A 19,244-nucleotide genomic window follows, 5' to 3' on the forward strand; every position below is an offset into this window, starting at 1 on the left:
TCTGGCGTTGATTTTTGGCACGCTGTTGAGTTCTCAAGGAACGGACGCTTCCTTTGTACTCACCCTCTCGGGCTTTCCTCCGGGCGCTTCCCTTCTGTGTTTCCAACCTTACCAGATCCGTTTTCCGTTCCGTTTCCGGTCGGAATTCATTTCCGGTGGCCGTTGGAGGGGCCTTTGCCTATTTGATTGCCTTCCGGCTTTCTTTCGGCGAGTCCGACTTTATCAGAAGTTTTTGACCGGCCTCGCCGGCCGCCCAGTCCTGAATAGTCGAGAGGTGCTTCTCGGGAATCGCATTCTCGAGAAGCTGACAGATCCTAACTGCCACCGTCTGGACTTGTCCAGCTCTAGGCAACTGTTAGAATCTACCTCCCCACCGGCTCCGTGTCAACGGCTCCTGTGGGGCGAAGTGGAGACTAGCAGGTCAACGGGGGTGAACGCACATCAGGCGGCCGTCGGAAGAGTCGCGCTGCGCTCGGACTCGTCGACGTCACCGGTGTCGCCGGCCCGTACCGCTCGACCGCCCAGGACATAGACGTACGCGAGGAAGGCCAGTTCAGCGGCGATTCCTATGCCGACACGGGCCCAGGTGGGGAGGCCGGACGGGGTGACGAAGCCTTCGATCGCGCCCGAGACGAAGAGGATCAGAGCCAGGCCGATCGCCATGCCGAGAGCGGCGCGACCCTCTTCGGCGAGTGCGGTGCGGCGCGAGCGGGGGCCCGGGTCTATCAGGGTCCATCCCAGTCGCAGGCCGGTGCCCGCAGCCACGAAGACGGCGGTCAGTTCCAGGAGGCCGTGCGGAAGGATCAGGCCCAGGAAGGTGTCGAGGCGACCCGCCGACGACATCAGGCCTATGCCCACGCCGAGGTTGAGCATGTTCTGGAAGAGGATCCAGAGAACCGGTAGCCCCAGGAAGATGCCCAGGACCAGGCACATCGCGGCGGCCTGGGCGTTGTTCGTCCAGACCTGAGCCGCGAAGGACGCGGCCGGGTGGCTCGAGTAGTAGGTCTCGTACTCACCGCCGGGGCGTGTGAGCTGGCGCAGCTGGCTGGGGGCCGCGATCGAGGACTGGACCTCGGGATGCGTGCCTATCCACCATCCCAGGACGACGCCGACCAGCGTCGACAGGAGCGCCGTGGGGACCCACCAGTGTCGTGATCGGTATACCGCCGCCGGGAAACCGTGCGTGAGGAAGCGGGTGACATCGCGCCACGAGGCGCGGCGGTTGCCTGTCACGGCCCCCCGCGCGCGCGCCACCAGTTGGCTCAGACGCCCGGTGAGCTGTGGATCCGGCGCGCTGGACTGGATCAGGGAGAGGTGCGTGGCCGTACGTTGATACAAGGCGACGAGTTCGTCGGCCTCGGCTCCGGTGAGCCGGCGTTGGCGGCGCAGCAGGGCGTCGAGACGGTCCCACTCGGCGCGGTGGGCGGACACGAAGACGTCGAGGTCCATCGGTTCTGCTGCTCCTCGTCCTCTCGTACTGCGTGTCAGCTTGTCGTACTGCGGCGCGATGTGCCCTCAGCTTGGCAGACTGACCGTTCTCAGGGCAGGTCAGGGGAAGGACGGCGAGTGTGAGTGAGCTAGTGACGGGCGAGGCGGTGGCGCTGGAGCTGCGCCCCGCGAAACTGCCGAGCCGGGCGCTGGCCGTGCTGCTCGATCTGGCCGTGTCGATGACCGCCTATCTGATCGTCACCATCGGCCTGCTGGCCGCGACGGCGGCCTTGGACGATGCGGCGCGGATCGCGGTGTCGATCGCGAGCTTCGTTCTGCTGCTGGTGGGCGGCCCGATCGCGGTGGAGACACTCAGTCACGGCCGTTCGCTGGGGAAGCTGGCCTTCGGGCTGCGGGTGGTGCGGGACGACGGGGGACCCATCCGGTTCCGGCACGCGTTGGTGCGTGGTGCGATCGGTGTGGTCGAGATTCTGATGACGTTCGGGATCATCGCGTGCATCGCCTCGCTCGTGTCGGCTCGGGGGCGGCGGCTCGGTGACGTGTTCGCGGGGACCCTCGTCGTGCGGGAACGGATTCCCGTCGGACATACGGCCTTCGTGCCTCCGCCGCCGCCCTGGCTGGCGGGGCGGTTCTCCGGACTTGATCTGTCGGCCGTGCCGGACGGCCTGTGGCTGGCCATTCGTCAGTACCTGACGCGGATGCGGCAGCTGGACCCTCAGGTCGGCGGGGCGATGGCGGAGCGGCTCGCGTCCGATCTGGCCGCCCGTACGGGGGCTCCGGCGCCGCAGGGGGTGCCGGCGGCCGCCTATCTGGCGGCCGTGGTGCAGGAACGGCAGGCGCGGGACGCTCGGCGGGCCTTCGGCGGTGGGAGCGCTCCAGCGGTACCCGGGGCCCCGGGCGGGTTCGTCGCCGGGATGCCCGGCGCGGGCGGCGGCCCTGTCATGGGGCAGCCGGGCGCTCACTCCTATCCGCAGGCCTATCCGCAGGCGGGTGCCTCCTCGCCCGCTTCGGCGCGGGACCCGTATCCCTCGGCGTCCCCGGCCTCGGAGGGCCCGGCGGCGTCGGCGCAGCAGGCGCCGCCCGCGGCACCGCGGAACGAGCCGGTCGAACGCCCGTCGCCGATCGAACGCCCGTCGACCGGGTTCGCGCCGCCCGCCTGAACCCGCTCCGAACCGCGTCCCGGCGTCGTCAGGCGAAGACCGACGGCGGGGATTCGAGGTGCTCGAGCTCCACGCCGGGCGCCGCCAGGACCACGTCTCCCGCGAGGTGCACGGCGTACTGATCCCCCGTGTCCAGGGCTGTGACCTGGTATTCGTCCACGGTCAGGGGGCCGTTGTCAGTGGCGTGTGTTTCTCTCGAGATCAAGGCCCAGGACTGGTCAACGGTGCGCGGGGCGAGGACCGGGTCGGTGAAGGCGACGAGGCGTACGCGGGTTGCGGGGGCATCGGGGGTGAGGCGCAGGAGACGGGCGGTGGCGACGAGGAAGGCGGGGGATGTGCCGGTGAAGGCGTGGGCGCGGACGTTGCCTTCGGTGGCCTCGGTGCCGGTGGGGTCGGTGCGGACCCACGTCACGCCGTCGAGGGCGGCGCCACGCACCTGCCAGCTCGCGGCGTGCAGTTCGAGACGGATGGGGCGGCCGAGCTCGTCGAGGGCGAGGTCGACGGAGCCGGCATGGTCGCCAGAAGGGGTGGTCAGTTGGGAGACATAGCGCCAGCCGGAGGGGCCGGGCGCGCAGTGGAAGTGTTCTTCGGCGAGGGGGGTGTGATCGTGCGGATCATGGAGCGAATAACGACCGCGGGGCATGGGCGTTCAGGTCCTCATCGGGGACAGGCCCCCGCCACGGGGGCAGGGGCCTGCTGACATCCGTACGCCGAGCGGTGGTACCGCTTGCTCGGCGGGGTGCTCAGTAGCGGTAGTGGTCCGACTTGTACGGGCCCTCGACCTCTACGCCGATGTACGCGGCCTGCTCCGGGCGGAGCGTGGTGAGCTTGACGCCGAGGGCGTCGAGGTGGAGGCGGGCGACCTTCTCGTCGAGGTGCTTGGGCAGCACATAGACGTCGGTCGGGTACTCGTCGGGCTTGGTGAACAGCTCGATCTGGGCCAGGGTCTGGTCCGCGAACGAGTTGGACATCACGAACGAGGGGTGGCCGGTGGCGTTGCCCAGGTTCAGCAGGCGGCCCTCGGACAGGACGATGATCACCTTGCCGTCGGGGAACTTCCAGGTGTGGACCTGCGGCTTGACCTCGTCCTTGACGATGCCCGGGATCTTCGCGAGGCCGGCCATGTCGATCTCGTTGTCGAAGTGGCCGATGTTGCCCACGATCGCCTGGTGCTTCATCTTGGCCATGTCCGAGGCCATGATGATGTCCTTGTTGCCGGTCGTGGTGACGAAGATGTCGCCCTTGTCGACGACCTCGTCGAGGGTCGTGACCTGGTAACCGTCCATCGCCGCCTGCAGGGCGCAGATCGGGTCGATCTCGGTGATGATCACGCGGGCGCCCTGGCCGCGCAGGGACTCCGCGCAGCCCTTGCCCACGTCGCCGTAGCCGAGGACGACTGCGGTCTTACCACCGATGAGGACGTCGGTGGCACGGTTGATGCCGTCGATCAGGGAGTGGCGGCAGCCGTACTTGTTGTCGAACTTCGACTTGGTGACGGCGTCGTTCACGTTGATCGCCGGGAACAGGAGGGTGCCGTCGCGGTGCATCTCGTAGAGACGGTGGACACCGGTCGTGGTCTCCTCGGTCACGCCGCGGATCTCCGAGGCGAGCTGGGTCCACTTCTGCGAGCCGTCGGTGATGGTGCGGTGCAGGAGTTCGAGGACGAAGCGGTGCTCCTCGGACTCGGCGGTGTCGACGGACGGGACCTTGCCGTCCTTCTCGTACTCGACGCCCTTGTGGACGAGGAGGGTGGCGTCACCGCCGTCGTCCAGGATCATGTTCGGGCCGCCGGTGGGGGTGTTCGGCCAGGTCAGGGCCTGCTCCGTGCACCACCAGTACTCCTCCAGGGTCTCGCCCTTCCAGGCGAAGACCGGGACGCCCTGCGGGTTGTCGGGCGTGCCGTTCGGACCGACCGCGATGGCGGCGGCGGCGTGGTCCTGGGTGGAGAAGATGTTGCAGGAGGCCCAGCGGACCTCGGCGCCGAGGGCGACCAGGGTCTCGATGAGGACCGCGGTCTGCACCGTCATGTGCAGGGAGCCGGTGACGCGGGCGCCCGCGAGGGGCTGCGTGGCGGCGTACTCCTTGCGGATCGACATCAGGCCGGGCATCTCGTGCTCGGCGAGGGTGATCTCCTTGCGGCCGAACTCGGCCAGGGAGAGGTCGGCGACCTTGAAGTCCTGTCGGTTGTCGACAGTCGTCATTGCGAGCTGCTCCTCGTGGTCTGGATTGGGGCGAGGTGGATACCGCTGTCTGCGCGGCGCGGACATACGCATGCCCGAGCAGGGCACGGACGTGCCCCACAGCAGGACACAGGTGTGCCTGGTGCGCGCAGCGCAGTCCGTCGGAGGCCCTCTCTCCCTCGGCCGGTCCGCGGTGGGACCGCCCGACCGCCATCAGCAGCGACGTCTGGCTCAGCCACCAAGCTACACCGGTCGCCCCGGGCCGCCCCAGTCCGCCTCCGGCCAACGGGCGTTCCCGGACAAGGCGCGGCGCTCGTCTTTGGGCGGGTGGGTGCCGGGTGGGTCAGTGTTCGGACGGTGTCTGGGCGGGGCCCCCGGGGGTCGCTTCGGGGTTCGGGCCCTTCGCGGCCTCCGCCTCGCTGTAGATGTCCGGTTCCAGGTAGATCACGCGGGCGATCGGGACGGCGGCGCGGATGCGGGACTCGGCGGCGTTGATCGCGGTGGCGACCTCGGCGGCCGTGTCGTCGTGCTGGACGGCGATCTTCGCGGCGACCAGGAGCTCCTCCGGGCCGAGGTGGAGCGTGCGCATGTGGATGATGCCGGTGACCGTGTGGCCGTCGACGATCGAGGCCTCGATCTTCTTGACCTCTTCGACGCCCGCGGCCTCGCCCAGCAGGAGGGACTTGGTCTCGGCGGCGAGGACGAGCGCGATCAGGATGAGCAGGATGCCGATGCAGAGCGTGCCGATGCCGTCCCAGACGCCGTCGTCCGTGAGCAGGGCGAGGCCGACGCCGCCGAGGGCGAGGACCAGACCGATGAGCGCGCCGAAGTCCTCCAGGAGGACGACCGGCAGCTCGGGGGCCTTGGCGCGGCGGATGAACTGCGACCAGGAGTGCGTGCCCCGCAGTTCGTTGGACTCCTTGATGGCCGTACGGAAGGAGAAGCCCTCGGCGATGATCGCGAACACCAGGACGCCCACCGGCCAGTACCAGTGCTCGATCTGGTGCGGGTGCTTGATCTTCTCGTAGCCCTCGTAGACGGCGAACATGCCGCCGACCGAGAAGAGGACGATCGAGACGAGGAAGGCGTAGATGTAGCGCTCGCGGCCGTAGCCGAAGGGGTGCTGGGGGGTCGCCTCGCGCTGGGCCTTCTTGCCGCCGATCAGGAGCAGCGCCTGGTTGCCGGAGTCGGCGAGCGAGTGGACGCCCTCGGCGAGCATCGAGGACGAGCCGCTGAAGGCGAACGCCACGAACTTCGATGCCGCGATCGCGAGATTGGCGCCGAGTGCCGCCACGATCGCTTTGGTGCCGCCTGAAGCGCTCATGTGCTCCTGCTGTCCCTTCGTACGCCGTCCGGGCCCCGTTCGTACCCTCGTACGCCGGTCCGGGCTTTGCCCGCCCTTTACGGTGGGCCATTGTTGCAGCCCGGTCCGACGGCGGTACGTCTGGCCGTCACAGTCGCCTCGTCAGGCCACCACTGTCGCACGGAAGATCGTGCCGGACCCGGACACCTCCGCCTTTTCTCCCGCCGGTACGAAGACCGACTCGCCGGGGGCGAGCGTGTTGCCGTCGGCACGTACGGAACCCGCCGTGCAGAGCAGGATCTGCGGGGTGTCGCGCGTGAGGTCGTGCGGGGCGGCGCCCTCCGCGAGGGTGTACCGGGAGAGGCGGAACTCGTCGATGGGGGTCGCGTAGACCTCCTCGCCGTCGGGGGACGCCTCCGGCCGCAGGACGCCGGGGTCACTCGCCTCGAAGCGGACGATGCGCAGGAGTTCGGGGACGTCGACGTGCTTGGGGGTCAGGCCGCAGCGCAGGACGTTGTCGCTGTTGGCCATGATTTCGACGCCGAGGCCGTTCAGATAGGCGTGCGGGACGCCGGCGCCGAGGAACAGGGCCTCGCCGGGCTGGAGTTGGACGTAGTTGAGGAGCATCGCGGCGATCACGCCGGGGTCGCCCGGGTAGTGGTGGGCGATGTCGGCGTAGGGGGCGTAGGCGCCGCCGAGACGGTCGCAGGCGGCCGCGGCCTCGGTGACCGTGTGGGCCATGTCGTCGGGGTCCGCGCTCAGCACCGCCGTCAGGACCTCGCGCAGCGCCGCGTCCTGCGGGTGGGCGTGCAGGAGGTCGACGTACGGCTTGAGGGAGTCGACGTCCAGGCGCGCGAGCACTTCGGCGGCCTCGTCGGGGCTGCGGAAGCCGCACAGGCCGTCGAACTCGGTGAGGGCGCAGATCAGTTCGGGCTTGTGGTTGGCGTCCTTGTAGTTGCGGTGCGAGGCGGTTATCGGGATGCCGCGGCGCTCCTCGTCCTCGTACCCCTCCTTCGCCTGTTCGAGGTTGGGGTGCACCTGGAGGGAGAGGGGCGCGCCCGCGGCGAGGATCTTGAGCAGGAACGGCAGGCGGGGGCCGAACTTGGCGACGGCCGCGCGGCCGAGTTCCTTCTCGGGGTCCTCGCCGATGACCTCGTCGAGGGGACCGCGCGCCGTGCGGGAGGGAGCGCCCGGGTGGGCGCCCATCCACATCTCCGCCTGCGGTTCACCGGTCGGCTCGACGCCGAGCAGCCGCGGGATGGCGGTGGTCGAGCCCCAGGCGTAGGGGCGGACGGTGTTGTCGAGGCGGTCCATGTGTGTCGTTCTCTCCGTACGTGCGCTGCGCTGGTCAAGAGTCCCGGGTCGGCCGGGGCCGATCGGGATGCCTGGCTACAAGATCAGGCCCCTGAAGCGAGCGCCAGGTAAACGGCGGCGAAATCCGTGACGGCGATCAGTTCCGCGAGGGTTTCGAGGTCGCCGCCCTCCTCGGGTTCGAGCTCGCTGATCGCGGTGTCGTGGCTGAGGGCCAGCTCGCGGGCGGCGGGCCCGGCGGTGAGGCCGCCGGCCGGGCGGTCACGCAGGAGGACCACGCGTGCGTGGAGGACCTGCTGCTCCTCTACGCGGTCGCGGAAGAAGTCGTCGGGGTCGGCGGCCGCGGCCAGCGCGCCCGAGAGCAGGACGCTGTGGGCGGCGAGCGCTTCGGGGAGTTCCGCGGTGAGGGCGGGGCGGCCGGCCAGTTCCGCGAGCGCGGCGGTGAAGCGGCGGCCCGCGGGGCCCGCGGAGGTGCCTTCCGTCCAGATCACCGGGAGTGCTTCGGCGAGCTCGGCGGCGAGCGTCTTGGCCGGGTTGCTGTAGGGCGCGATGGCCGGGCCGCAGCGTTCGGCGACGCGGTCGAGGCGGTCGGCGACCTTCTCCAGCGCCTCGGGCGGGGCGGAGACCAGGCCGGTGCGGTCCAGCAGTGCGAGCAACGGGGTGAGCAGGGCCCACAGGACGCCGGGGGCGGAGGCCGCGAGGGGTTCGATCGGCTCGTACGGGGCGGTCGCCATCGGTACGAACAGGCCGTGCGTGCCCTGCACCACCTCCACGATCGGGGTGCCGGTGGGGGCCACCGCTACGACGGAGCAGCCGCGCCGGTATGCCTGCTCGACCAGGAGTTCGAGGCCTGGTTCGCTGCCGTCGGGGGTGGCGATCAGCAGGAGGTCCACCGGGCCCGCCCAGCCGGGCAGCTCCCAGCGGAGGGCGCCGGACGCGGGGGCGACGCCGGTGGGGGTGAGCCGGGTGATGGGGCAGCTGGCTCCGGCGAGTGTGCCGAGCAGTTCGGCGACGCCGGTGGCGGCCAGGCCGGGGCCGGCGATCAGGACGGCGCGTGGGCGGCCGTCCGGCTTCAGTTCCGCGATTCCGGCTTCCGTGGCGTGCCGGACCGCGGTACGCACACGGGCGCCGGCCTCCGCGGCGCCCCGGAGCAGCTCGCGACGGTCGGCGCGGGCGAGCGCCTCTGGGTCGTCGAGCAGCGATTCGTCGAGCATGGGTCGGCAGCCTCCCGATCGCCGGTGTGTTGCCTCTGTCGCCTGATTCGCCTGTGGGGTGGGTGTCGCCGGCGGGGGTGTTTACCCGGGGCGGCGGGCCTCGTCGACGAGGAGTACGGGGATGCCGTCCCGGACCGGGTAGGCGAGACCGCAGTCCTGGCCCGTGCAGAGCAGCTCGCTCTCCTGCTCCTTGAGCGGGGCGTGGCAGGCCGGGCAGGCGAGGATCTCCAGGAGGCCGGCTTCGAGCGGCATGGGGTGTCCTTTCGAACAGGGTGGATGCGGCCTGGTCAGCGTACCGCTGTGGGGGGTGGGGTGCCGGGGTGTGTGGACGTGGTGATTTCGCCCCCGCCGCCCCTACCCGTCCCATCCCCCAGGGGCTCCGCCCCCTCACCCCCACCAGGGGCGCTACGCCCCCTGGACCCCCGCATCGGCCTGAACGGCCTCGTCCTCAAACGCCGGACGGGCTGAAGACGCGGCCTGGCCAGGGTCGGTGGGGCATCGGCCTCCCGCCTCGGTCTCAAACGCCGGACGGACTGAAAGATGCAGGCCGGGGTGGGTGGGGCAACGGCCTCCGACCTCGGCCTCAAACGCCGGACGGACTGAAAGATGCAGGCCGGGGTAGGTGGGGCAACGGCCTCCCGTCTCGGTCTCAAACGTCGGACGGGCTGGAGGTGTGGGCCGGGGTGGGTGGGGTTCGGCCTTTGGGTTTGTCCTTACGCGCCGGGTGGGGGTTGGTTTCGGTCCCGGCCCCGGGCTCGTAACGCCGTGTGGGCCGGGGCTTTTGGGGGCGCGGGGAACTGCGCGCGCGGATCCCCGCCCGCCCCGTGGGCGAACAACCGTCGGGGGCGAGACGGCAATCGGGGTGTTCAGCCCCTGATGATTTCCAGGATCTCGTCGCGTACCTTCGCCATCGTCGGCTCGTCCTTCGCCTCGGCGTTCAGGCGGAGGAGTGGCTCCGTGTTGGAGGGGCGGACGTTGAACCACGAGTCGTCCGAGGTGACGGTCAGACCGTCGAGCTCGTCGATGGTGACACCCTCGCGGCCCTCGTACGCGGCCTTGATCGCGGCGAGACGGGCCGCCTGGTCGTCGACCGTGGAGTTGATCTCGCCGGAGCCGACATAACGGTCGTACTCGGCGACGAGCTCGGAGAGCGGGCCCTCCTGGCCGCCGAGGGCGGCGAGGACGTGCAGGGCGGCCAGCATGCCCGTGTCGGCGTTCCAGAAGTCGCGGAAGTAGTAGTGCGCGGAGTGCTCGCCGCCGAAGATCGCGCCGGTGCGGGCCATCTCGGCCTTGATGAAGGAGTGGCCGACGCGGGTGCGGACCGGGGTGCCGCCGTGCTCGCGGACGACCTCGGGCACCGACCAGGAGGTGATGAGGTTGTGGATGACCGTGCCGCCGCCGTGCTTGCCGAGTTCGCGGGCGGCGACCAGGGCGGTGATCGCGGACGGGGAGACCGGGTCGCCGTTCTCGTCGACGACGAAGCAGCGGTCCGCGTCCCCGTCGAAGGCGATGCCGATGTCGGCGCTCTCCTCGCGCACGCGCTGCTGGAGGTCCACGATGTTCGCCGGGTCCAGCGGGTTCGCCTCGTGGTTCGGGAACGTGCCGTCCAGTTCGAAGTACATGGGTACGAGGTCGAGGGGAAGGCCCTCGAAGACCGTCGGCACCGTATGGCCGCCCATGCCGTTGCCCGCGTCGACCACGACCTTCAGGGGGCGGATGTCGGTCAGGTCGACGAGCGAGCGGAGGTACGCCGAGTAGTCCTCCAACGTGTCACGCTGCGTGATCGTTCCCGGCGTCGCGTCGGAGGCCGGGAGGCCCGAGTCGAGCCAGGACTCGACGAGTTCGCGGATCTCGGCCAGGCCGGTGTCCTGGCCGACCGGGGCGGCGCCCGCGCGGCACATCTTGATGCCGTTGTACTGGGCGGGGTTGTGCGAGGCCGTGAACATGGCGCCCGGCAGGTTGAACGCACCGGACGCGTAGTACAGCTGATCGGTGGAGCACAGGCCGATTTCGGTCACGTCGACACCGCGTGCCGCGGCTCCGCGTGCGAAGGCCCGCGACAGGCCGGGCGACGAGGGCCGCATGTCGTGCCCGATCACGATGGCGTCCGCTCCGGTCACCTGGACGAAGGCCGCCCCGAACAGCTCGGCCATCGACACGTCCCACTGGTCCGGGACCACCCCGCGTACGTCGTACGCCTTCACGAGCTGCGACAGATCAGCAGTCACGGCCAACCTTCCATAAGTCCACTTCGGTCGCCCCAAACTACCCGTACCGGCTGACAGCCCGCCGTGAAGGGGCCGATCGGACGCTCACCCGTCATCTGGGAGCCCCAGACGTCACCCGGGGGTAACGCGCGGGGTCGAATCCGGCCGTCAGGGCAGCATCCAGCCGAGGACCGGCGAGCTCTGGCCCAGCACGATCAGACACATGATCAGCAGCAGCCCGGCGCTCCACGGGAGCACTTTGCGCAGCAGGTCGCCCTCACGGCCCGCGAGCCCGACCGCCGCGCACGCGATGGTCAGGTTCTGCGGCGAGATCATCTTGCCGAGCACTCCGCCGGAACTGTTGGCGGCGGCGAGCAGTTCGGGAGACAGCCCCGACTCGTGGGCCGCGCTCACCTGGAGGGCACCGAAAAGGGCGTTCGCCGAGGTGTCGGAGCCGGACACCGCCACGCCGAACCAGCCCAGAACGGGTGACAATAAGGCGAGCCCCGCCCCGGCCGCCGCCACGTAGTGGCCGATCGTGGCCGCCTGTCCGGAGAGGTTCATGACGTAGGCGAGGGCCAGCACGGACGTCACGGTCAGGATCGCGAACCTCAACTCGCGCACCGTCGCCGCCCATTCCTCGACCGCCACACGCGCGTGCACCCCGAGTACGACGGCCGCGCACAGTCCGGCGAGCAGGACGAGGGTGCCTCCGGTCGACACGAGCGGGAGCGTGAGGACATTGCCCCCGACCGGCTTGCCCTCGGGGGTGACGACGTCCAGGAAGGGCCAGTCGTACGTACGGGTCGCGTGCGCCAGCCAGTCCTTGACCGCCGGGATCTGCGCGATCGAGAAGATGACGACGACCAGCGCGTACGGGGCGTACGCGCGCACGACCTCGGGGCGCGGGTCCTCCTGGTCCAGATCCTCGCTTCGTACGCCGGTCAGGACCGCCGCTCGTACAGGCTCGGCGGCGGGCCTGCGCGCATGCGGTACAGCGACCAGGGCGGCGGCGCCCGCCAAGGACGCGCCGATGTCGGCGAGTTGCGCGGAGACGTGGTTCGAGGCGGCGAACTGGGCGGCGGCGAAGGCTACTCCGCACACCAGGGCGGGCACCCAGGTCTCACGCAGCCCGCGCCGGCCGTCGACCAGCCCGACGAGTACAAGGGGCACGACGAGGGCCAGCAGCGGGGTCTGACGGCCGACCACGGAGGCGACGGAATCCAGTGGCAGGCCGGTGACTTGGGCGAGTGTGACGACCGGTGTGCCCATCGCGCCGAAGGCGACCGGTGCGGTGTTGGCGACGAGCGCCACCACGGCCGCGCGCACCGGGTCGAAGCCGAGCGCGACCAGCATCACCGAGCAGATCGCGACGGGCGCGCCGAAGCCCGCGAGGGCTTCCAGAAGCGCGCCGAAGCAGAACGCGACGACGAGTGCCTGGATGCGCGGGTCGTCGGACAGTCGCCCGAACGAGCGGCGCAGGACGTCGAAGTGCCGGGTGCGGACGGTCATCCGGTACACCCACAGGGCGTTGACGACGATCCACAGGATGGGGAAGAGGCCGAAAACGGCCCCCTGGGCGGCGCTGGAGAGTGTCTGGCCGACCGGCATGCCGTATGCGAGCCAGGCGACCAGTGACGCGGCCAGGAGGCCGATGAGTCCGGCTCGGTGCGCCTTCATGCGGACGCCGCCGAGCAGCACGAGGACGATGACGAGGGGCAGGGTCGCCACGAGGGCGGAGAGGCCCAGCGAGTGGGCCACGGGTTCCAGTTTCTGGACGTACACCGGCGCCTCCCCGGGTTCCGCCACGCGGGGGATTCCGCGATGCGGAAAGCGTTTTCTCGCGGACGAGAAAATCGTCGTGTCCGCGACAAGCCCTCGTCAATGGGCGTGCACGACTCGATGGAGCCGAGGGAGGAAGCTCAGTGGGGTCGACCCTGGATACGGAGGGGGCGGACGCTCAGTTGTCCGGCGAGCGCAGCACCCGTAGGTGGCCGCGGCGCGCGACCTCCATCGGGTCCGCCGAGCGGGCGCCGCCACCGGCCTCGGCGGTGCGCTGCTGCGGCCTGGCCGCCTCGCGCACCGCGTTGGCGAGCGCTTCCAGATCGTCACCGCTGGGGCGGGAGGGAGCGGAGGCGTCGGCGAGCCGGACGACCTCCCAGCCGCGCGGCGCGGTGAGGCGCTCGGAGTGCTCGGCGCACAGGTCGTAGCAGTGGGGTTCGGCGTAGGTGGCGAGCGGGCCGAGGACCGCGGTCGAGTCGGCGTAGACGTACGTCAGCGTCGCGACGGCGGGACGGCCGCAAGCGGTTCGCGAACAGCGACGTACAGGGCTCACGACGTTGGACGGTACCGCACTCTTGAACGGGCCGCGACGACTCTCCCCCAGGTCACCCCACCGTGTCGTGCTGTGAGTCCGCCCGCACAAGCCTTCGGGTCGCCCGCTCTGACCTGGGGCGACATCCCGTGGCGAGATGCCGAACAGACCTGAATCCGGTCACCACTTGGTGCAAACCACGTCAATTACCATGTGAGCGACGGTCCTGGAGGGATACGGAATCGAGCCCAAGCTTGGCTGGAATGGTCATCCTGCGACATCCGGAACGTGCGCCGGGCTTTCTGCCCCGGGCCGCGGGGCCGCCGCGTGGGGGCCGGGCGCGCGGACCTCGTGGGGACTACTCTTCGTCAGTGATGGACACCCCCGTACCGCCCACCGCCGCCGCACCCGGGCCCCGCCGTCGTGATCGCCACGGAAGGGGCATGCGCGGCCCCGTCGCGCCGCCCCAGGTGCCGCTCGCCGCGAGCCGCGCCGAGGTCTTCGCGGACCTGGTGCAGGACTCCGTGGAGCGGCTGGAGCGGCGCTGGCCCCAACTCGCCGACATCGATTTCATGGTCCTCGAAGTGCCCCGCCTCGGCGGCTCCGGCGAGGGCTGGAGCGACGAGGCGGTGCCTCTGGGGGGCACGATCCCGGCGTTCGAGGACCATCCCGCGCGCGTGGTCGTCTACCGCCGCCCGGTCGAGATCCGCACCAAGGGCCGTGACGAGCGCGCGGCGCTGGTGCACGAGGTCGTCGTGGAGCAGGTCGCGGAGCTTCTGGGACTGACACCGGAGACGGTGGACCCGCGCTACGGCGAGGACTGAGGCCCGCCCGAGCACTACCGGGAGCGCGGTCGGAGCGCCACCGGGTCCCCCTTGAGGACCCGGTGGATCACCCGTACGGGATCACTTCTTCAGCAGCACCGACAGATCCTGGTCCGCCTCCGGCACCGCCACCGTCCCGCGGTCGTCCGGGAGGGTCTGGATCGTGAACCCCGGGACACCCTCCCGGGCGGAGGCGAGGGTCCGGGAGGCGTAGACGGGGCCTCCGGAGACGGACTCGACCGTCAGGGCGTACGTCCCCTTGAGACCGGCCGGGACCGGTGCGTCGATGTCCTGGGTCGTACCGCCCTTGATCGTGTACGTCTTCGTCGCCGCCGTACCGCCCTCGCTGCCGGCGGACGCGGTGACCTTGACCTGGGCGCTCCGGCCGGGGGCGGACAGGGCGAGTGTGGTGCCCTTGGAGCTGTTGTCGGCGACCGTCGCCCGCGCACCGACCGGGCTGGTGGCCGGGATGAACGCCATCTCCTGCTTGCTGCCCTTGCCGCGCACCACCTGAAGGGCCGCGACGACCGGAGTCGAGGTTCCGGTGGAGGTGAGCACCAGGGAGCCCGCCTCGCCGCGCGTGACGTCACCGAGGTCGGCCGCCGCGGTCATGCCGGCCTTGACGTGCAGCGTCTCGTTCCCGGCCGGTGTGATCAGGCCCGAGGGCGAGGCGAGGCGGATCTTCAGGTCGGCGTCCTGGTCGCCGGGCGCGAAGGCGACCAGCCGCACGGCCGTGGCGTCCTTGGGGATGCCCGGCATGACGAGGCTGCCCGCCGGGTCGGTGGAGGCGGCCAGCCAGTCCCCGCCGATCTTGTCGTCCAGGGCCTGGACGGCGGCGCCGACTCGGCCGCTGCGGACGGTCACATGGACGGTGAGGTCGGCCTGCTGCCCGCTCGCGAGCGTGCTCAGCAGGAGCGGCTCGCTGGCGTGCGGCTGGACCGTGATGCCCTCGCCCACCGTGGACTTGAGGGTGCCGTCCTTGCCGTACAGCTCGACGTCGACGACGGCCGCCGAGTCGTCGGGGTTGGTCAAGTGCACATAGTCGGTGCGGCCGGTGGCGGTGCTGACGCCCGGGAACCAGAACTCGGTGTCCGGGGCGGTGCAGTTGATGCCGAGCAGACCGCGGCCGGTGCCCGCGGCGACCGCGGTGGTCTCCTGGACGGTCCAGCCCGGCGCGAACTTGCCCTCGGCGGTGCCGACGAGGGCGGGCGGCTCGGCTCCGGAGCCGTCACCGGTGGCCGGCTTGCCGGGCTCCGCCGGCTTCAGGGCGGCCTTCACGGTCTTCTTGCCGGTCTTCTTGCCGCTCGCGGAGTCCGCCGACTCCTCGGCCGCGGCCTGCAGTTCGGCCTTGCCGCTGTCGGCGGCGCCCTGGGTGACTGGCGTGAACGACGTGTACGCCGTCTCCGCGATCTCCGAGGTGCTGGGCTGCGGGCAGAGCAGGCTGGTGCGCTCCACGGGCTGCTGGGTGGCCGCCTTGGCGGTGTGGTCGCCGGAGGCGGCCGGCGCGTTGAGCGAGGCGAATCCGGTGACGGCGGCGAGCGCGGTCGCGCCGGCGATCAGGGACAGGGTGGTGCGGTTCACTGCTGGCTCCCGTCGGGGCGCTCACTGTCGGTGCCGTGCGGCGGCTGCGGGGGCGTGTTCGGGTCGTAGGCGGCGTCGTAGCCCTGGCCGGTCCCGTCGTAGCCCTGGTACGTCTGCATCGGGTCGTACGGTGCCGTGCCCCCGTAGGCGTACGGGTCGTACTGGCCCGCCTGGTAGGGGTCCGCCTGGTACGGCTGCTGCTCGTAGGTGCCCGCCGGGTACTGCTGCCGGCCCTGGTACTGCTCGCCGCCGTAGGTGCCGTACTCGGCGCCCGCGTAGGTCGATGAGTCCCACTCGTCGTACGCCTGCTGCTGCGGGACCGACGCGGGCGTCTGCTCGGCCTCCTCCTCCGGAGGAGGAAGAGCGCCCTCTTCCTGGACGACCTGGTCGGACTGCTCCGCCTCGGCCTCGGCCTGGGCGCGCAGACGGCGGGCGCGGCGGCCCTCGCCCGTGGCGTCCTGGGCCGGGACGACCGGCTCCTCGGGAAGGTCGTCGTCGACGTCACGGCGCCGCCCGGGCAGGGCGAGGACCACGAGGACGACGGAGAGCGCGCCCTGGGCCCACAGCCAGCCGGTGTGGCTCATCGGGGCCTCGAAGGTGACGTCCAGCCTGCCGCCGCTCGCGGGCAGCTCGAAGCCCTGCGCCCAGCCGTCGACGGTGGTGCGGGTGAGCGGCTTTCCGTCCAGGGTCGCCGTCCAGCCCACGTCGGCCGTGTCGGCGAGGCGCAGCACACGGCCCTCTCCCCCGGAGGGGATGGTGGTGTGCAGTTCGACGGGTCCGGCGGCGATGGACAGGGCCTCGCCGGACTTGGGGACGATCGAGGCGCGCGAGACCTGGCTGTCCAGGCGCCACAGGGCGCTGCCGTCCTGCTGGCTGAGCCGGGTCAGGCCCGGGGTGGCGTCCAGGACGCGGCTCATCTCGCGGGGCGCGCCCTTGCGGACCAGGACGTAGCGCACGGCGAAGCCGCCGAGCTGGTTGGCCTGGTCGGCGCCGGAACCCGCGACCAGGTTGGCGACGACCTTGTCGAGCTTCTTGTTCTCGCCGGCCTCGGCCGCGAGTTCACCGTCGCCCATGCGGGCGCCGGAGCCGCGGACGAGGGTGTAGCCGACGCGGGCGCCGGAGTCGCTGTCGAGGACGAGGGTGCGGGCCTGGTCGCGGGTGCCGCTCTCCTCGGCGACGAACGCGGGCACCTGCACCGGGTCGCGGCGCTCCACGGGTCCGTCGGCGCCGCCGAGGACCCATCCGGCGGCCACCAGCAGCGGGCCGGCGGCCGAGGCGAACGCGATGAGCGCGGCGACCGGCTGACGCCAGCCGAAGCTCTGCTCGGCCACCCGCGCGCGTGCCCCGTCGGCGCCGAGCGTGGCGGCGGCGAGCAGTGCGAGGCCGTAGACGAGGGTGGCGGGTCCCGCCCAGGCCGACTTGTTGGACAGCACGGCGAAGACGAGCGCTACCAGGGCGACGGCCCAGGCGACCCACACCGCTCGCTGCCGCTCGCTGCGCATCAGGGCGGCCAGGGCCGCCAGCACGATGCCGATGAGCATCAGCCCGCTGACCGTGCCGGGACCGCCGGGGCTGGCGCCGAGCAGGTCGAGCGCGGAGGCCGCGCTCGCGCCGTAGGGCATCCCGGCTTCCTTGAAGAAGCCGAACGGGAGCAGCGTCAGCGACCAGGGGGCGAGGACCAGCAGCGGGGTGCCGAGCTGGGCCAGGAAACGCGGCCCGTAGGCGGTGATCTCCTTTCGGCGCACTACGAGGAGGGCGATTGCGAGGACCAGCGCGATGGGCCACACGATCGGCGTGAACGCGGTCGTGAACGTCAGCAGGAGGGCGTACGCCCAGGTGGCGCGCCAGCTGCCGCGCGCTCCGGAGGAGTGCGCCAGCCCGCTGGCGGCGATGCCCGCGCGCGCGATGAGTGGCAGCAGGATCGCGAGGAAGGCGGTGCCGATGCGGCCGCCGGCGAGGGCGCCGGCTGCGGCGGGCAGGAAGGCGTACGCCACGGACGCCCAGGCGCGCAGCAGGCGCGACTCGACGAGGGGGCGCGAGGCGAAGTACGCGGCGAAGCCGGCCAGCGGGACGGAGGCCACCAGGAGCACGGTGACCGCGAGCCCGGTGGAGCCGAGGAGCAGGGAGGACAGCAGGGCGACGAGCGCGAGGTACGGCGGCGCGGTCTCCGTGCCGCCGGCGCCCACCGGGTGCCAGCCGTCGACGTAGCGCGACCACAGCTCGGAGGCGTCGGCGGGCGCGGGCAGCAGCGCGCCGCCCGCGAGCGACCCGCTGCCGAGCAGGGCGCGGCAGGCCAGGAGGGAGACGAACAACAGCACCAGGAAGAGCATCGGGCCGGGGTTGCGGGCGATGCGCTTGAGCCGGGCGAACTGCTCGATCTGCAGGAAGTCGGCGTCGTCGCCGCCGGGTCCGGACTCGACCGCGCCGCCGTGCCGTCCGGCGCCGGTGGTGGCGTCGGGGTCGTCACTGCCCATGAAGTTGCCCGCGACCTGCTCGACCGTGGCCCGCACGGTGGCGCCGGGCGGCGGGAACAGGGCGCGCAGCTCGCCCTTGTCGACCTGGGGGCGACCGCGTCTGCGGCGGCCCGCGAGGATCCGCTCGGGGCGCAACAGGGTGCCCAGCAGGCCGCGGATCTCGTCGACGGCCTGTCCGGGGACCTTGCCCACGAGGTAGGCGACGGTGCGCAGCAGGGTGCCGAGGACGAGCCGGATCAGGATCCAGGGCAGCTGTGCCGTACGCGCGTTGACGAGGAGGGTGTAGACGGCGCCCGCCTTGTCGACCTTGTGCGGGGAGGCGGCGGTGCGGCCCACGCAGTCGACGGCGCGGCGCTCGCGGGAGGCGGCCTCGGCGTGCCGGACGACCGCTTCGGGGGCGACGAGGACGCGGTGCCCGGCGGCCTGGGCGCGCCAGCACAGGTCGACGTCGTCACGCATCAGGGGCAGTCGGCGGTCGAAGCCGCCGAGTTCCTCGAAGACGTCGCGCCGGATCAGCATGCCGGCGGTGGACACGGCGAGCACGGGGTGGACGTGGTCGTGCTGGCCCTGGTCCTGCTCGCGGCGGTCCAGGCCCGTCCAGCGGCGGCCGGAGTTGGCGATGGTGACGCCGATCTCCAGGAGCGCTCGCCGGTCGTACCAGCCGCGCAGCTTGGGGCCGACCACGGCGACTTCCCTGCCGAACTCCTGCTCGCTCTCCACGACCCGGAGCATCTGAGCCAGGGCGTCGGGCTCGGGGGCGCTGTCGTCGTGCAGCAGCCAGAGCCACTGCACGGGCTCGCCGTGCGGGAGCTCCGGCATGTCGTAGGCGTCGTCGCGCCAGGTCCGGGTGACCGGGTCCCAGCCGCTGGGGCGCTTCAGATAGGGCAGGTCGTCCGGGGTGAGCATGCCGACGCCGCGGATGGCCTCCTCGACGGCCTGGCCGAAGCCGGTGCGCCGGGCGAGGTGCAGCACCCGGTCGGCGCCGAGTGCGTCGGTCAGCAGCAGGGCGGAGTCGTCCGCGCTGCCGGTGTCGGCCGCGACCGCGTTCTGCACCGGGCGCTCCTGGCCGAGCAGCCCGGCGAGCGCTTCGGGCAGCCAGCGGGCGCCGTCGTGGGAGACGAGGACCGCGGTCACCACGTGGCGCGGATACTCAGGTGTGGCGGCGTCGTGTGGGACTGCCGAATGGCTGTGCACGGACATCGAGGTACGGGCCCCGGTTCGATGGAC

Annotated in this window: 14 protein-coding genes; 2 read left to right on the forward strand and 12 right to left on the reverse strand. The window is 71.5% G+C overall.

The window, feature by feature from the left end:
- Positions 1-441 precede the first annotated feature (441 nt).
- Positions 442-1,449 carry a stage II sporulation protein M gene (locus ACFZDJ_RS39870; protein WP_101404839.1) on the reverse strand — a complete coding sequence of 336 codons (1,008 nt, stop codon included), beginning with the start codon at positions 1,447-1,449 and terminating at the stop codon, positions 442-444.
- A gap of 119 nt (positions 1,450-1,568) precedes the next feature.
- Here ACFZDJ_RS39870 and ACFZDJ_RS39875 point away from each other — a divergent pair, with 119 nt between their 5' ends.
- The gene (locus ACFZDJ_RS39875; RefSeq protein ID WP_390930025.1) at positions 1,569-2,609 is read left to right on the forward strand and encodes an RDD family protein; all 1,041 of its coding nucleotides are present in this window, start codon (positions 1,569-1,571) and stop codon (positions 2,607-2,609) included.
- Positions 2,610-2,637: 28 nt separating this feature from the next.
- Here ACFZDJ_RS39875 and ACFZDJ_RS39880 read toward each other — a convergent pair whose 3' ends face one another.
- The 9 genes from ACFZDJ_RS39880 to ACFZDJ_RS39920 form a co-directional block, all read right to left on the reverse strand.
- On the reverse strand, positions 2,638-3,252 hold the full coding sequence (locus ACFZDJ_RS39880) for a hypothetical protein (RefSeq protein WP_168509000.1): 615 nt from the start codon (positions 3,250-3,252) through the stop codon (positions 2,638-2,640).
- A 100-nt stretch (positions 3,253-3,352) separates the two neighbouring features.
- Positions 3,353-4,810: an adenosylhomocysteinase gene (ahcY, locus tag ACFZDJ_RS39885; protein ID WP_054230216.1), complete on the reverse strand. Its 1,458-nt coding sequence runs from the start codon at positions 4,808-4,810 to the stop codon at positions 3,353-3,355.
- Positions 4,811-5,132: 322 nt separating this feature from the next.
- Positions 5,133-6,113, reverse strand: a complete 981-nt coding sequence (locus ACFZDJ_RS39890) for a cation diffusion facilitator family transporter (protein ID WP_101404835.1) — start codon at positions 6,111-6,113, stop codon at positions 5,133-5,135.
- 141 nt (positions 6,114-6,254) lie between these two features.
- A complete protein-coding gene (gene manA / locus ACFZDJ_RS39895; RefSeq protein ID WP_384925439.1) occupies positions 6,255-7,406 on the reverse strand; it encodes a mannose-6-phosphate isomerase, class I in 1,152 nt (383 codons plus the stop codon).
- 83 nt (positions 7,407-7,489) lie between these two features.
- On the reverse strand, positions 7,490-8,617 hold the full coding sequence (locus ACFZDJ_RS39900; RefSeq protein ID WP_391066506.1) for an SIS domain-containing protein: 1,128 nt from the start codon (positions 8,615-8,617) through the stop codon (positions 7,490-7,492).
- 81 nt (positions 8,618-8,698) lie between these two features.
- Positions 8,699-8,869: a Trm112 family protein gene (locus ACFZDJ_RS39905; RefSeq protein ID WP_075027380.1), complete on the reverse strand. Its 171-nt coding sequence runs from the start codon at positions 8,867-8,869 to the stop codon at positions 8,699-8,701.
- A 614-nt stretch (positions 8,870-9,483) separates the two neighbouring features.
- A complete protein-coding gene (locus ACFZDJ_RS39910; RefSeq protein ID WP_385386970.1) occupies positions 9,484-10,845 on the reverse strand; it encodes a phosphomannomutase/phosphoglucomutase in 1,362 nt (453 codons plus the stop codon).
- Between the two features lie 147 nt (positions 10,846-10,992).
- The gene (locus ACFZDJ_RS39915; RefSeq protein ID WP_391066852.1) at positions 10,993-12,609 is read right to left on the reverse strand and encodes a lactate permease LctP family transporter; all 1,617 of its coding nucleotides are present in this window, start codon (positions 12,607-12,609) and stop codon (positions 10,993-10,995) included.
- Positions 12,610-12,784: 175 nt separating this feature from the next.
- A complete protein-coding gene (locus ACFZDJ_RS39920) occupies positions 12,785-13,159 on the reverse strand; it encodes a DUF3499 domain-containing protein (RefSeq protein ID WP_211118721.1) in 375 nt (124 codons plus the stop codon).
- 353 nt (positions 13,160-13,512) lie between these two features.
- Between ACFZDJ_RS39920 and ACFZDJ_RS39925 the strand changes: the two genes are divergently transcribed.
- Complete coding sequence (locus ACFZDJ_RS39925; RefSeq protein ID WP_168501073.1) at positions 13,513-13,962, forward strand: metallopeptidase family protein; 450 nt, start codon at positions 13,513-13,515, stop codon at positions 13,960-13,962.
- A gap of 81 nt (positions 13,963-14,043) precedes the next feature.
- Here ACFZDJ_RS39925 and ACFZDJ_RS39930 read toward each other — a convergent pair whose 3' ends face one another.
- A complete protein-coding gene (locus ACFZDJ_RS39930) occupies positions 14,044-15,543 on the reverse strand; it encodes a DUF5719 family protein (RefSeq protein WP_391066509.1) in 1,500 nt (499 codons plus the stop codon).
- Positions 15,540-19,217, reverse strand: a complete 3,678-nt coding sequence (locus ACFZDJ_RS39935) for a glycosyltransferase (protein ID WP_391066512.1) — start codon at positions 19,215-19,217, stop codon at positions 15,540-15,542. Before ACFZDJ_RS39935 ends, ACFZDJ_RS39930 begins: the two co-directional genes overlap by 4 nt.
- Positions 19,218-19,244: the final 27 nt, after the last annotated feature.

It is taken from the genome of Streptomyces sp. NPDC007896 (assembly GCF_042959425.1).
Lineage (GTDB): Bacteria > Actinomycetota > Actinomycetes > Streptomycetales > Streptomycetaceae > Streptomyces.